The 14,090-nt window shown below is 70.3% G+C and carries 13 protein-coding genes; 6 read left to right on the top strand and 7 right to left on the bottom strand.

Annotation, left to right across the window (positions count from 1 at the left end; all coding sequences use genetic code 11):
- Nucleotides 1-9: 9 nt before the first annotated feature.
- Nucleotides 10-924 (top strand): hypothetical protein, encoded by a 915-nt coding sequence (locus tag BM417_RS43470; protein WP_093605969.1) that lies wholly within the window; start codon nucleotides 10-12, stop codon nucleotides 922-924.
- On the top strand, nucleotides 921-1,451 hold the full coding sequence (locus BM417_RS43465; protein ID WP_218164751.1) for a histidine phosphatase family protein: 531 nt from the start codon (nucleotides 921-923) through the stop codon (nucleotides 1,449-1,451). Before BM417_RS43470 ends, BM417_RS43465 begins: the two co-directional genes overlap by 4 nt.
- Here BM417_RS43465 and BM417_RS43460 read toward each other — a convergent pair.
- Nucleotides 1,438-2,592: a metallophosphoesterase gene (locus BM417_RS43460; protein ID WP_093605968.1), complete on the bottom strand. Its 1,155-nt coding sequence runs from the start codon at nucleotides 2,590-2,592 to the stop codon at nucleotides 1,438-1,440. The two genes, BM417_RS43465 and BM417_RS43460, sit on opposite strands and share 14 nt — an antisense overlap.
- A gap of 189 nt (nucleotides 2,593-2,781) precedes the next feature.
- On the opposite strand from BM417_RS43460, the gene BM417_RS43455 reads away from it, so the two are divergent.
- From BM417_RS43455 to BM417_RS43445, 3 genes are all read left to right on the top strand, one after another.
- Nucleotides 2,782-3,171, top strand: coding sequence for a hypothetical protein (locus BM417_RS43455; RefSeq protein WP_093605967.1), 390 nt, complete (start codon nucleotides 2,782-2,784; stop codon nucleotides 3,169-3,171).
- 5 nt (nucleotides 3,172-3,176) lie between these two features.
- Entirely contained in the window at nucleotides 3,177-3,914 is a 738-nt protein-coding gene (locus BM417_RS43450) for a DUF4253 domain-containing protein (protein WP_218164750.1), read from the top strand.
- A 266-nt stretch (nucleotides 3,915-4,180) separates the two neighbouring features.
- Nucleotides 4,181-7,195: an amidohydrolase family protein gene (locus tag BM417_RS43445; RefSeq protein ID WP_093605966.1), complete on the top strand. Its 3,015-nt coding sequence runs from the start codon at nucleotides 4,181-4,183 to the stop codon at nucleotides 7,193-7,195.
- Between the two features lie 159 nt (nucleotides 7,196-7,354).
- Here BM417_RS43445 and BM417_RS43440 read toward each other — a convergent pair whose 3' ends face one another.
- The 5 genes from BM417_RS43440 to BM417_RS43420 form a co-directional block, all read right to left on the bottom strand.
- Nucleotides 7,355-8,239, bottom strand: a complete 885-nt coding sequence (locus BM417_RS43440; protein ID WP_093605965.1) for a dioxygenase family protein — start codon at nucleotides 8,237-8,239, stop codon at nucleotides 7,355-7,357.
- The gene (locus tag BM417_RS43435) at nucleotides 8,236-9,243 is read right to left on the bottom strand and encodes a maleylacetate reductase (protein WP_093605964.1); all 1,008 of its coding nucleotides are present in this window, start codon (nucleotides 9,241-9,243) and stop codon (nucleotides 8,236-8,238) included. The genes BM417_RS43440 and BM417_RS43435 overlap by 4 nt, the downstream gene beginning before the upstream one ends.
- On the bottom strand, nucleotides 9,240-11,042 hold the full coding sequence (locus BM417_RS43430; RefSeq protein WP_093605963.1) for an FAD-dependent oxidoreductase: 1,803 nt from the start codon (nucleotides 11,040-11,042) through the stop codon (nucleotides 9,240-9,242). The genes BM417_RS43435 and BM417_RS43430 overlap by 4 nt, the downstream gene beginning before the upstream one ends.
- 70 nt (nucleotides 11,043-11,112) lie before the next feature.
- Nucleotides 11,113-12,000 carry a helix-turn-helix transcriptional regulator gene (locus BM417_RS43425; RefSeq protein ID WP_177320943.1) on the bottom strand — a complete coding sequence of 296 codons (888 nt, stop codon included), beginning with the start codon at nucleotides 11,998-12,000 and terminating at the stop codon, nucleotides 11,113-11,115.
- Nucleotides 12,001-12,020: 20 nt separating this feature from the next.
- Complete coding sequence (locus BM417_RS43420) at nucleotides 12,021-12,962, bottom strand: ketopantoate reductase family protein (protein ID WP_093605962.1); 942 nt, start codon at nucleotides 12,960-12,962, stop codon at nucleotides 12,021-12,023.
- 90 nt (nucleotides 12,963-13,052) lie between these two features.
- On the opposite strand from BM417_RS43420, the gene BM417_RS43415 reads away from it, so the two are divergent.
- On the top strand, nucleotides 13,053-13,616 hold the full coding sequence (locus tag BM417_RS43415; protein ID WP_093605961.1) for a TetR/AcrR family transcriptional regulator: 564 nt from the start codon (nucleotides 13,053-13,055) through the stop codon (nucleotides 13,614-13,616).
- Here the strand turns inward: BM417_RS43415 and BM417_RS43410 are convergent.
- Nucleotides 13,585-14,052: an NUDIX hydrolase gene (locus BM417_RS43410; protein WP_093605960.1), complete on the bottom strand. Its 468-nt coding sequence runs from the start codon at nucleotides 14,050-14,052 to the stop codon at nucleotides 13,585-13,587. The two genes, BM417_RS43415 and BM417_RS43410, sit on opposite strands and share 32 nt — an antisense overlap.
- Nucleotides 14,053-14,090 lie beyond the last annotated feature (38 nt).

Genomic DNA, 14,090 nt, shown 5'->3' with positions numbered 1-14,090 from the left:
CTGCGCTCCGTGCCGACCCAGTTCCCCGACGAACCACCGACCGAGCGTCATCTGGCGCCCGACCCTGCGTTGATGGAGGCCGCGCGCGCCAGGGGAGCCGCCCGCTGGGCCGCGGCCGGTGACTTTCCGGAGCAGGAGCAGAAGCCGCCGGGCCGTCCGCTCAAGCCACGCGCCGCCGCGATCGCCGCCATCGCCGCGCTCCTCGTTCTGGGCGGGATCGCGATCGTGACGTTCAACGGTGGCTCCGGCGGCGGCGCCACGGACATCGCGCAGCCCTCGCACAGCTACATCCCCGGCCTGATCACCCCGCCGGAGGAACTGCCGGAGGAGTCGACGTCGAACGGCATGAACCCGACGCTGGCCTCGTCCGCGCTGGGCCTGATCCCGACGACCACGCAGAACGTCGCCCCGCCGCCCGCCGGGGACACGGGCCGGGCTCCCAGTGGCGCCAAGTCGTTCACGACCGGCCCCGGTTGCGGCGGCTACAGCAACGTCGGCTCGTACCGCGACGGCCGCAAGGGCTGGGTCGACCACGGCGACGGCAAGTGCGGCTCGGCGTTCGTGTCGATCCCGATGTCCGGTGACGCCCGCCGGGACGACAGCTCCGCGTACGGGCAGTGGACGTTCGCGGTGACCGGCACGTGCGACGTCTCCGTGCACGTCCCGAACGGCAGCCTGGAGGAGGTCGGGGGTAACCCGACCGTGTACTACGTCTTCGACCGGGCGGGCGTCGGCGGCACTCCGCTGGCCTCGTTCGCGATCAAGCAGGTCGACAAGCGCGGCCAGTGGGTCGGCGTCGGGAAGTTCAAGGCCAGCGGAAACCTGACCGTGCAGCTGCTCACCCGAGGTCAGGACTGGAACAGCTCCGGACCGACCTACGCCCATCACGCCGCCAGTGCCATCAAGGCAGACTGCACGGCGTGACGAGAGATCTGCACCTGGTCCGGCACGGCGAGGCGACGAAGGACGAGTCCCGGCTGACGGCACGGGGCCGCAAGCAGGCCGAGGCACTCGCGGAACGGTTGCGGGGCACGGGTTTCGCGGCCGTGCACCACGGTCCGTTGCCTCGTGCCACCGAGACCGCGTCGATCATTGCCGAAGTGCTGCGCGTGCCGTGCCGCGTCGAAGCGGCGGCGGACGACTACGTGCCGCACTTCGTTCCCGACCACGACGAGTTCTTCGACCAGTTCCCCGAGTCGGAACGCACGCGAGGGCCTGCTTTGGCGCACGAGGCCGAGACGCGGTTCGCCCGGCCCGGCGACGGCCCGGTGCTGGTCGTGACGCACTCGTTCCTGATCAGCTGGCTCGTGCGGGACGCGCTCGACGCCCCGCCCGAGCGGTGGCTGACGCTGAACCACGACAACGCGGCTCTGACGGTCATCCGCTACACGACCGGCGAGTCACCCCGTCTGATCAGGTTCAACGACAGCGGGCACCTCAGCTCGCTTTGAGCGTGAGCAGCGTGATCTCGCTGGGCGCGAACACGCGCATCGGCGGGCCCCAGAAACCGGCGCCACGGCTGGTGTAGAGCTGCGTGCGGTCGCTGTGCCTGCTCAGGCCGGCGACCACCGGCTGCTGCAACCGCACCAGGTAGTGGAACGGCCAGATCTGCCCGCCGTGCGTGTGCCCGGACAACTGGAGGTCCACGCCCGCGTCCACGGCCTTCTTGATCTCCGACGGCTGGTGCGCGAGCAGCACGACCGGCGCGGTGGAGTCGGCGTCGCGCAACGCGCGCGTCAGGTCGGCGGCGTGGCCGGGTTCGCCGGAGTGGTCGGCTGTGACGTCGTCGATGCCCGCGAACACCAGCTTGGCGTCGCCGCGCTCGAGCGCCACGTGCTCGTTGCGCAGCGCCTTCCAGCCCAGCCTGGTCATGAGGTCGATCCAGCCCTGCGCGTTCGAGTAGTACTCGTGGTTGCCGGTGATGTAGAAGCGGTGCCGCGTGTTCACGTCGCCGAGCGGGGTGGCCTGCTCCAGGCGCTGGTCGGCGGTGCCGTCCGCGATGTCGCCGACGTGCACCGCGACGTCCGCGTCGAGCCTGTTGACCGCGTCGACCATGCCCCGCGACCACTTCGCGCGGTTGATGGCGCCGTAGTGGGTGTCGGTGATGACGGCGACCGTCAGCCCGTCGAACGCGGGGTCGAGCCGGGGAATCGTCACGTCTTGCCGCTTGATCCGAGGCACGCGCATCGCCTCATACACGCCGTACACCGTCACGGTGACGATGAGGACCGCGAGCAGCACGGCGATGAAACGGGAGCGGAACGGGTTCTCGACGCCGGCCATCGCCATGCCGAGCCTGACGACGTCGGAGATCAGCGTCCACACGAACGCGATCCACACGAAGCCGAGCAGGAACTGGGAGATCCGCGCGGCGCGGTCACTGTTTCGCTGGGTGAACAGCACGATCATCGCGACGGCACTCGCGATGAACACGATGGCGGCGATCGGCCGGACCGGATCGGGCCACTCGGCGCTGGCCGCGAACAGCCCCTCGAACGGCACCCAGAACAGCAGCGTCGTCACGGTGAAGAGGACGAGCGTGAACACCACCCGCCGAACCGTGATGCGGGGCCGGGCAGCGGTGGTCGTCATGCGCGAGTCCTCCTGGGGTGAGCTTTCTCAAACCATGTCAACGCGCGGACCGGTCAGTTTGTTCGCGTCGCGGCCGATAGACGTCCGTCACAGGCGTTTTCGCAGCTCGGAAGCAACCGCCAGGCCGGCCGAGCATCCTCATATCAGGACCGGAACAGCCGCCTGACCCGACGACCTAGAGTGGGCCACATGATCTTCTACACCGACGAGGAGAGCCGCACGCTGCGCACCGCCGTGTACGGCGCGATGCTGCTGGTTTCCCACGCCGACCCCGGCCCCGTGCTGGAGGAGCGCTTCGCCGGCCTGCGCGCGCTCGCGAACCTGTCGCCCGACCTGCGCGGCGTCCTGGGCGCAGCCCGCCCGTCCGTGCCCGCCGGCACCGACGAGGAGATCGAGCCGGTCATCCTGGAGGCCCTGCGTTCCTCGATGAAGACCCTCACGGCGAAGTCGCCCGAGGACGCCGCGGACTTCCCGCGCGCCGTGCTGGCGATCTGCCGCGAGGTCGCCGAGGCCGACGGCGTGGTCGTCGACGCCGAGGACGCGATGGTGGCCCGCATCGAGGGCGCGCTCGCTCTCTGAGTCCGTTGAGTCTCGAAGATCGTCTGGCCGGGCTGGCTCTGCCGCCCGGCCACGTCGTGCACGGGGACGGCGCGTCGGCGTTGTGGGTGAGCCACGGCCCGGCGACGCCCGGCCTGTGGTCGTCGATCGCCGGGCAGAAGCCGGGCCTGTGGCCGTTGGTGCTGGGGCAGGACGGCCCGTGGGACAGCGGCGAGCTCATCTCGGCGGCGTCGGGGGAGCACGATCCCGCGATCCTGCTGCCGAAGTGGTGGTACGAGTACGTCGACGAGGACGAGGACGACGACGTCACCGCGCCGTTCGGGCGGGACTGGCCGGGGTTCGCGCCCGCGTTGCCCGACGGCGGTGATCCGGGCGGGGCCGCGTTCGGGCTCGTGGCGAGTCTGCTGGGCGGGGATCCGCGGATGCGGCTCGGGCTCGTGGCGGCGGATCGGGGTGCGGACGCTCTGGGGGAGATGGGGTGGTCCGGGCCCGCGAACTACGTCGGCGACATGGGTGAGGTCGTCGCCGTCATCCGGGACTGGGAGGAACGGTTCGGGGCGCGCGTGGTCGGGTTGCGCGGGCACGACACGGTGCATCTGAGCGTGGCCTCGCCGCCGCGCACCAAACAAGACGCTCTGCTGGTGGCAGCCGAGCACTTCGCCTTGTGCCCGGACAACATCTGGTCGCGTTCGGACGCACCGACTCTGGACTCCTACGCGTCTCGCCTGGTGGGGCTGGACTCGTGGGAGTTCTGGTGGGACTAGGCCGTGTGCTGTAGGTCCGTTCGATGAGAGTCACGGGCGAGAGACCCGGAGGCGGTGCCGCCGGAACGCCCTCATACCGGGCGTATTCGGGCGTTTCGGCGGTGCCGTCTCCGGGGCCCTCGGCCGCGACTATCGCGGACGAGACCTACAGGACACGGACTAGCGTTCCAGCTGGTGGACGCTGGGCCGAATGGCCGATGGCGCAAGGCTTTCGCGGTGCCAGGGTGGATCTCCTAGGGGATCGACACTGGGGAGTGTGTGCCGCCATGGAACTGTCCCGCCGCGAACTGCTGACCCGCACCGGCCAGGCCGCCGCCGTCGCCACCGCCGCGTCCACGCTCACGATCGGGACCGCGCGGGCGGAACCGGGCGAACGCGTGAAACTGACGCAGGGCACCAACATCTCGGTGTCGCGGTCGCGTGACGGCAAGTGGCTCGCCATCGACCTCGTCACCGCCATCTGGGTTCTGCCTTCTGGCGGCGGAGAAGCGCGCAAGCTGACCGACGAGTTGCAGGACGCCACGCTGCCGTCGTTCGGGCCGGGCAACCAGATCGCCTTTCAGTCCTATCGGGACGGGAACTTCCACCTCTACCTGATCGGCCTCGACGGGCGTGGCCTGAAGCAGCTCACACAGGGCCGCTACGACCACCGGGAGCCCGCGTTCTCGCCGGACGGCAAGCACCTCGCGTTCGTCAGCGACCGGGCCGGAAGCTATGGCGTGCACGTGCTCGACCTGGCCACGAACGCCATCACGCAGCTGACCGGCGTGCCGGACGAAGCCGCGGCACCGCAGTGGTCCGCGGACGGCAAGCGGATCATCTTCACCGTCGGCAACGCGGCCGTGGACACGGTGACCTTGGACGGCAAGCGCGAGCGGCTCGTCACGGCGCCGGCGGGCACGCAGTTGTTCGGTGCCGCGTTCGGGCCCGGTGACCAGCCCAGCTACACGCGGATGCGGCCCGGCCAGGCCGATCTGATCCTCGGTACGACGGCGATCACGTCCAAGGAGGACGTGTTCGGGTTCGCGCCGATCTGGAACGGCGACGGCGTCCTGTACACCTCGGACGGCAAGCTCAGGTCGCGCAGCGGCGATGCTGTCAAGGACATTCCTTTCGAGGCAACGGTTCCGGTGCGCACGAACCGGCGTCAGCACCGCACCAAGAACCTCACCGGCGGTGCCGTGAAGGGCATCGCGAGCCCTGTCGTGTCGCCGGACGGCACGAAGATCGCGTTCCGCGCACTCAACGCCCTGTACGTGCTGAGCGGCGGAAAAGCGACGAAGCTGACCGACAACAGGTACTTCGACTCCGACCCGGACTTCTCGCCGGACGGCACGAAACTGCTCTACACCAGCGACCGCGACGGCATCCCGCAGTTGCGGGTCCGCGACCTGAAAACCGGTGACGACAAGGCGTTCGCGCCCGCCCCGCACGCGCAGATGACGCCGAGGTTCTCGCCGGACGGCACGAAGGTCGCCTACCTGGACCACGACGGCCAGGTCTGGATCGCCGAACCCGCCGGGCTTCGCCAGGTCACGCCGACGTTGTTCCAGCCGGGCCGGCCGACCTGGTCGAAGGACGGCAACACGGTCGCACTCGCCGCTGTGAAGCCGTTCTCGCGCCGGTTCCGTGAAGGCACCAGCCAGTTGCTGTTCGTCGACCTCGTCGGCGGCACGCTCACCTACACCGAGCCGCTGCCGTTCCGGTCGATCGCGACGCGCGGCGACGACGGCCCGGTGTGGTCGCCGGACGGCAGGAACATCACGTTCGTCGTGGAGAGCGTCGCCTGGGTCGTCCCGGTCGACGTCCAGGGCAGGTTCCTCGCCGAACCGCGTCAGGTCACCCGCGAGGTCACCGACTCGCTGGCCTGGAGCGGCACCGACTCGCTGGTGTACCTGAACAACGGCCGCCTCCGGAGGTCCACACTGGACGGCAGGGTCACGACGATCCGGCACGACCTCACGTGGCGCAGGCCGAAGGCCCCCGAGCGCAAGGTGATCCGCGTCGGCGCCTACTGGGACGGCGAAGCGCACGCGCTCAAGCGGAACGTCGACATCGTCGTCGAAGACGGCAAGGTCAAGGAGATCCGGCCACAGCACGGCAAGGCAGACGTCGACGCCGGCACCCTGACCGCCATCCCCGGCCTGATCGACGCGCACAACCACTGGCACCTGCGTGGCCGCCAGTGGGGCGCGAGGCAGGGCCTGACGTGGCTCGCGTACGGCATCACGACGGTTCGCTCGCCCGGTGACCCGGTCTACCAGATGGTCGAGACCCGCGAGGCGCTGGCCGCCGGAACCCTGGTCGGGCCACGGTTCTACGCGACCGGCGAGGCGGTGGACGGCTCGCGCGTCTACTACAACTTCATGCGCCCGACCCTGAGCAGGGCCCAGCTCGACCTGGAGCTCCGCCGCGCCCACGAGCTCGGCTACGACCTGATCAAGACCTACGTCCGTCTGCCCGTCGAGCTGCAACGCGCCGCCGTGCAACGATCCCGGGTCCCGCTCTCCAGCCACTACCTCTACCCGGCCGCCAACCTCGGCATGGACGGCATGGAGCACGTCGGCGCCACCAACCGCCTCGGCTACTCCCACACCGTCACCCGCCAGGGCCGGGCCTACCAGGATGTGATCGCGCTCTTCACGGCGTCCGGCATGTCGATCACGCCCACGCTCTTCCAGTCACGCGCGTTGTACGCCAAGGACAAGTCGATCGTCACCGACGAACGCACCCGCGTGCTGTACCCGCCGTGGGAGTACGAGCGGTTCGTCGCCGACGCCAACAACCAGGGCACCCCGGCGGGCACGTCGTCGCTGAACGTCCTGCGCGGCTGGGTCGAGTTCGCCCTGAAGGTCCACCGGGGCGGCGGCTTCGTCATCACCGGCACCGACGCGCCGCTCGACAGCCCCGCCACCGCAACCCACACGAACCTCCGCGCGCTGGTCGAGTTCGGCTTCACACCACGGGAAGCGCTCATCACCGCGACCCGCAACCCGGCGAGGTGGCTCGGCCTGCCGCTCGGCGCGATCAAGCCGGGAGCGCCGGCCGACATCGCGTTCGTGGAGGGCGACCCGCTGGCCGACATCAAGGCGGCCGCGAACGTCAAGCTGGTCGCGGTCGGCGGGCAGGTCCACGACATCCCGGAACTGCTCGCGCCTTACCGGAACCAGCAGACGCTCGCCGCCCACACCGCCGAGCTGCCGGCGTTGCCGTCAGCGGAGAACAAGCACTGGTGGCACGAACCGGAGTGGGCCGAGCGGGTCTGCTGCGATCACAGCTAGTGGCGTGGCCCAGAACGTCGCCGGGCGAGTTCGCGGTCAGACGGGTGCATCGTCGTACCGCCCCCACGTCCTCGTACTGGTTGTACGTGGGCGTGGGGGCGGTACGACGAGGTGCCCTGCTGAGCGTGAATTACCCAGTCAACGTTCTGGGTCGCGCCACTAGGCCTTGTTCTGGCCAGGGGCCAGCACGATGTCGAACCGGGAGCGCGCCCAGGGCTTGTCGCCCAGCGCCCTCCCGTCCGGCGTCGGCGCACCGGCCGGCTGCTCGTCGAACCGCTTGATCAGCGACTCCTTGACCCCGAACACCGAGTCGCCGATCTCCAGCTGCGGATCGCCCTCGACGAAGATGTGCGTGACGAGCGTGCGGAAGTCCTGCGCCGACACCATGAAGTGCAGGTGGGCGGCGCGCACGGGGGAGCGGTCCACGGCGTCCAGCAGGGCGCCCACCGGGCCGTCGTGCGGGATCGGATACGGGGTCGGCGTCGTGCACCAGAACGCGAAACCGCCGTCCTCGCCGGAGAACAGGTGGCCTCGGCCCGCCACCCGTGAGTCGGTGTACTGCACGTCGTAGAAGCCGTCCTCGTCGGCCTCCCACACTTCGATCCGCGCGCCCGGCACCGGGTTGCCCAAGGCGTCGCGCACGGTTCCCTCGACCCAGCACGGAGTTCCGGCGGCGCCCCCTGCGATGTCCCCTCCGACGCCGACCAGCGGCGACTCCTCCACGAAGAACGGGCCGAAGACCGTTGCCTCCGTGGCGTTCTCGTAGGCCTCGTTGTTCACCGCGATGGTCTGCATCGAGGCACCCAGCACGTCGGACAGCAGGATGAACTCCTGCCGCTTGTCGTCGGTGATGTGCCCGGCGGCGGTCAGGAACTCGATGCCCCGCGTCCATTCCTCTTCGGTGAGGCGGGTTTCGCGGATGAACGCGTGCAGGTGCCGGGTGAGCGCCTCCATCAGCACCTTGAGTCGCGGGTCCGGTGTGCGCGCGAACGACGCGATGACCTCGTCGGTGAGCTGTTCCTCGATGCGGTGCTGGGCGGTCATGCGTCGAGCCCCTTCTGGGCAGCGGCGAGCAGGGAGATCAGGTCGTCCTCGGTGACGGGGCGAGGGTTCGACTCGGGCACGGACGGCAACACGAGACGCGCGGCCTCGCGAACGTCAGGCACGCCATGAAGCTCATGTGAGGCACCGATTTCGTCGTACAGGTCGAGGAGCCCGCCACCGAGTGCCTCCGTGATCCTGGCGGCTGCCTCGGGGACCGCGGGGGCGTTGAAAGCCAGCACGTGCGGCAGGATCGCCGTGTGCGTCTGGGCGTGCGGGAGGTTGTAGGCGCCGCCGAGCACGTGGCAGATCTTGTGGTGCAGGCCGGAACCCGCCGACGCGAACGCCACGGCGGCCAGGTAGGCGCCGTGGAGCATCAACTCGCGACCCTCGGCGTCGCTGACCAGGCGAAGCCCGCGGCTCAACGCCCGAACGCCTTCCAGCGCCAGCGCCTGGTTGATCGGATCGGCGCGCGGGGCCCACATCGAGTCCACGCAGTGCGCCAGCGCGTTGCACCCGGAGGCGATCGACAGGTCCAGCGGCAGCGACGCCGTGAGGGCCGCGTCGTAGACGACGGTCACCGGCAGGACCCGGTCGTCGACCCCGGTGGTCTTGCGCGCGGCCTCGGTGAGGCCCCACACGTTGGTCGCCTCCGAGCCCGCGTAGGTGGTCGGCACGGCGACGATCGGCAGGCCGGTAGTTAGCGCGACCGCCTTGGCGAGGCCGGTCGTGGAGCCGCCGCCGACGCTCACCAGCAGGTCCGCCCCGGACTCCAAGGCCAGCGCGCGGGCGCGTTCGGCGTTCTCCACCGGGACGTGTGGCGCCACGTCCGTGCAATGTGCGGCCACGTCGATCTTCGCCGTCACCTCGGGAACAGGCTTGGAGGAGATCAGCAGCACCCGCCGGGAGCCAAGGCGGGCGACCTCCGCGGCGACGTCGTCCGCCGCCGTGCCGGTGCCGAACCGCACCCGCTGGCCGAGCGTGACGTGCTCGAACTGCCAGGTCACGCGCTCTCCTCCCGGCTCAGGATCGTGGTCAGGACGGACATCAGCTCCGCTTCCGGGTCCGCGGGCAACGACGTGCCGCGCCACGCGACGTGCTTGTCCGGCCGCACCAGCACCGCGCCGTCTTCGTCCACACCGGACAGTCGCGACCAGTCGAAGTAGAGGTCCGTGACCGCGCGTCCTGGACCGATGACCACGGTCCGCAGCGGCACGCCGAGCCGGTCGGCCGCCTTCTGCGCCGCGTCGGCCCACGCCTCGCCGGTGATCCCCGTCAGCAGCGTGAACTGCCCGTACGGCACCAGGTCGTGGGTGGAGAGCTTGCTCCTGCTGTCGCCGACCCAGGCGTGCGGCAGCCGCGCTCCGGGCCAGGTCGACGGTTCGTAGTACAGCTCCGGATCCCGTGACGGTTCGGGCCGCTCACCGCCGTCGGCCACAACCGCGCTGGAGACGTACGACTGACCCATCTCCACGCCGTGCGCGTTGAACTCGTAGTTCTTCAGCTCCATGGCCTCCCGGACGGCGGCACGCTTGGCGGCACCCGCGAGGCTGCTGTCCTTGCGCTCCTCGATGCGCGCGTCCATCTCGTCGGCGGACTGAGAAGCGTCGAGCCCGAGGGCGTCGAAGAGCGCACCGAACTCGCGAGCGGACTTGTTGGCCCGCGTCACGATCTGCCGCGCCACGGGAGCACGTTCGGCGGAGTAGGTCTCCAGCAACGAAGAGCCGGCCTGGCCGTTGAGGACCAGAGCGAGCTTCCACGCCAGGTTGTAGGAGTCCTGGATCGAGGTGTTGGAACCGAGCCCGTTGCTCGGCGGATGCTTGTGCACGGCGTCCCCGGCGCAGAACACCCGGCCGCGCTGCAACCGCGTGGCGTACTGCTCGTTGTTGCCCCACAACGAGATCCCGGTGATCTCCGCGTCGAGCGCCGGATCGCCGACGAGGTTGCGCACGATCTGCAACGCGTCGTCGTCGGTCACCTCGGGCACGCCCTGCGCGAGGTCGAAGCCCCAGACGATCAGCCACTCGTTCCACGGCCGGACCATCCGCACGAGCCCGGCGCCGATCCCGCCGACGTTCGCGCCGGGCTGGATCACCCAGTACAGCACCGAAGGCCGGTGCCGGCAGAGTTCGGAGAGGTCGGCCTTGAAGGTGATGTTCATGGACCCGGCGACGTCCATCTGGCCCTCGTAGGGCAGGTCCAGGTCGGCGGCCACGGCGGACCGAGCGCCGTCCGCGCCGATCAGGTACTTGGCCCGGATCGAGTACTCGGTTCCGGTCAGCCGGTTGAGCACCCGCACGGTCACGCCGTCGGAGTCCTGCGTGTGCCCCAGGTATTCGGTGCTGAACTGGGTCTGCGTGCCGCGTGCCGTGGCGTTGCGGACGAGGATCGGCTCCAGGTAGGTCTGCGGGATGTCGCAGTTGAGCGACGGCGAGGCGAGCACGTGGTCGGCGTGCCGGGCGGGGTGGTTGCCCCACGTGAGGATGCGGCCGATCTCCTCGCCGGTGATCGCGGTGCAGAACACCGTGTCGCCGATCAGGTGGTGCGGTGTGGCGTCGGCGAGCACCTGGTCCTCGATGCCGACGTCGCGGAAGATCTCCATCGTGCGCTGGTTGGTGATGTGCGCGCGAGGGGTGTTCGCGGTCCACCGGTACTTCGTGATCATGATGTTCGGAACGCCCAGAGTGGACAGGAACAGCGCTGCGGAGGCCCCGGCCGGACCCGATCCCACGATCAGCACATCGGTCTCGACCACTGTGCTCGCCGGCGGGGACGTGTCGGTGAGACCGTCGTGGAAAGTCACCATGACGGAACGGTGACAGTCGTGTGTCGCCACGAGGGCCGTGCGCCCGCACGTGGCGGAAACAGGCAAAAACTCAGGACCGCAGCGCCGCCCGGTCCTGCCGGGGCGTCACCCCGAACCGCGCCCGGTAGGTGCGGGAGAAGTGCGCCTGTGACACGAAACCGTGCCGCGCGGCGACCTCGGCCAGCGAGATCGGCTCGGCCAGCACCAGCCGGGCCGCGTCGAGCCGCGCGTTCAGGATCGCCTGCGGCACGCTCTGGCCGGACTTCGCGAACAACCGCGAGAGATGACGTTCGGAGTATCCGATCGCGGCGGCGATCCGGAGCGCGCACAACTCCGGCTCGTGCAGATGAGCGGCGATGAAAGCGTGGGCGGCGGCCAGGTCCGCGGTCGGGGTGCGGGCGCCGAGCAGCGTGTCGAGCAGGTCTGTGGCTGTGTGCTCCAGCCCGTCCCAGTCGGCGGGGCCGCGCAACGCACCCGACAGCGCGCTCACCAACGCGTGCGCGTGCGCGTTGTCCCGGAAGCTGAACACCTGAGGCCGCACGGGTCCACGACGCGGCGCCTTCAGCACGAGTTCGGTGAGGCCGTCCGAGAACTCGCGCCGGAACGGCTGGTCGCCGTCCAGCACGAGTGCCTGACCGGGGACGACCAGTTCACGGCCGCCCCGGTGCTCGAAGCGACTTTCCCCGGCAATCGAGAAGTAGACGACCACACCGTCGGCCGGGTGCTCGGCGATCTGCCGGACGTCCCGTTCGACGGCGTGCGGCGACCCGCTCACCCGCGCCACCTGCAGCCGGGGCAGCGTCAGGTTCACCTCGGTGCCGTTGAACGGGCGGTCGGTCGTGACGCGCAGCCCCACCAGGGCACGGGCGTTGTGCTCCTCCCACCCGGTCAGCCTGCGCGAGCCGGGCAGGTCGTGCGTCCGGAACCTCGTCAGGCCGGGCGGGTGCACGAGTGCCATCCGTCCACGGTAACCCGAGTTCAGGCCTGGGCCGCGAAGTACGGTTCCGCCGCGGCCAGCCGGGGTGCGGGGACGCCCAGCCGGCGCGCTTCCGCCAGGGTGTCCCGGCAGATCTCCCGGGGCTCCACGGCATGGGGGTCGGAGTGCGCCGTGAAGCTCAAGCGGGCCGGTGGGAAACGAGCGGTCAGCAAGGCGAACACGGACGCCGTCAGCCAGGCCGGCGCGCGGAGGAACAGTGTGCCGCGGCGCAGGTCGACACCGCGTGCCTCCAAGAGAGGCAGAAGTTCGCGGCCGGCCAGAATCGCCTCGCGCAGGTCGTGCCGGCGTCCCGCCAGGTCGGCCAGCGAGCCCAGCCTCAGGCCCTGCGAGTGAATGCCCGCGTCCGACACGAAGTGGATCAGCAGCCAGTCGCGGAGACGGGGCACCTCCTTGATCCGGAACCCGGCCTCGCGAAACACCTGACGCACGGCCTGTTCCCGGTCCGTCAGCCCGCCGATCGTGCCGAAGACGATCAGCGGCATCAGCATTCCGCGCAGCACGCCGTCCTCGCCGAAACCGCCGCCTGCCATCGGAAAGCCCCAGGCGACCTGGGCGAGCGGGAGGGCGCCGACCGCGTCCGCCGGTTCGGTCCAGACGTTGCCGGAGACCAGCACCGTCGCCTTGCCGACGCGCGGTGCCAGGAAGGCCGCTGCCTCCGCCAGACGGTGGTGCCCCACGCTCAGCACGATCAGGTCGAAGTCGTGGTCCGGCGCCAGTTCCTCGCGGAAGCGCACCGGCCACTCCTCGCGGACAGGCCGTCCCCGCAACCGCCGCCGCAGGTCGATCAGGTCGAGGTCGACCGTCGGCCCGTACTCCGCCGCGCGACCGGGCCGGACGTAGAACTCGACGTCGTGCCCGGCCCGTTCCAGAGCCCATCCGTACACGGTGGCGATCACGCCTCGGCCGAACATCAGGATCTTCACACGGCACCTCGTGGGCTACGATGAAACGGAGGCTGTCTCCACTTCCGAAAATATGGAGATGGTCTCCGTTTGTCAACCACGAGGGAGCGCATGAACGCCGCCAAGCCGCTACGCGCCGACGCCCTGCGCAACCGGGAGGCCCTGCTGGCCAAGGCACGGGAGGTCTTCGACGCCGGGGAGTTCTTCGACCTGCGCTTCGACGACTTCGCCCGCCTGGCGGGCGTGGGCACCGGCACGCTGTACCGCCACTTCCCCACGAGGGAGGCACTCGCCGAGGCGGTCTACCACGACCAGGTCGCCGCGCTGTGCGAGCGCGCCCGCCGGTTGCAGGCCACGTTGCCCGCGGGGGAGGCACTGGCAGCCTTTCTCCGTGCGATGGTCGACTACCTGCACACCCACCGGGGCCTCGCCCGGACGCTGGCCACGCTCATGGGGGCGGGTTCGGACACGCTCGCCGAGGGCAGCCGGGCGCTGGAACAGGCCGTCACCGACCTCGTGGCCACCGCCGTGCAGGCCGGTGCCGTCCGCGACGACGTGGGGGCCGGTGCCGTCATGATGGCGCTGCACGGCATCGGTGCGGCCCACGACCGGCCTGACTGGAGGGCCGAGGCCGACGGTGTCATCACCCTCGTCCTGGACGGGTTGCGCCGGTGAGGTCCCACCCGAGCACGCTGAACGCCTCGCCCGCGAGATAGCCGGCGATGCCGGCGGCGGGATACGCGATGATGTCGCCGGGCAGCGCGTCGAGCCCGAACCACCGCACCTCCGAACACTTCTCGGGCTCGCGGTTCTCCGGCTCGCCGCTCCAGCGCCGGACCTCGAAGTACAGGCCGAGCCGCGGTTCCACACCGAACCCGTTGGCGTGCGACGTGTGCACGTGCCGCAGGTCGCCGGGATCGATCCGCACCCCGACCTCCTCCGAAGCCTCGCGCACGGCGGCGGCGAGCACGGACTCGCCCGCGTCGAGCTTGCCGGACGGCAGGTGCCAGAGGCCGTCGAAACGAGGGTCGGGGTCGCGGCGCCGGGTGAGCAGCACCTCGCCGTCGCGGACGAGCAGGACGTGGGCGTCGATCAGGTGGCGGTCGACCATGAGCCCACCGTAAATGATCTGCGTTCGGCCCAGGGGTC

It is taken from the genome of Lentzea waywayandensis (genome assembly GCF_900115955.1).
Taxonomy (GTDB): Bacteria; Actinomycetota; Actinomycetes; order Mycobacteriales; family Pseudonocardiaceae; genus Lentzea; species Lentzea waywayandensis.
This window is presented reverse-complemented; position numbering and strand designations above follow the sequence as displayed.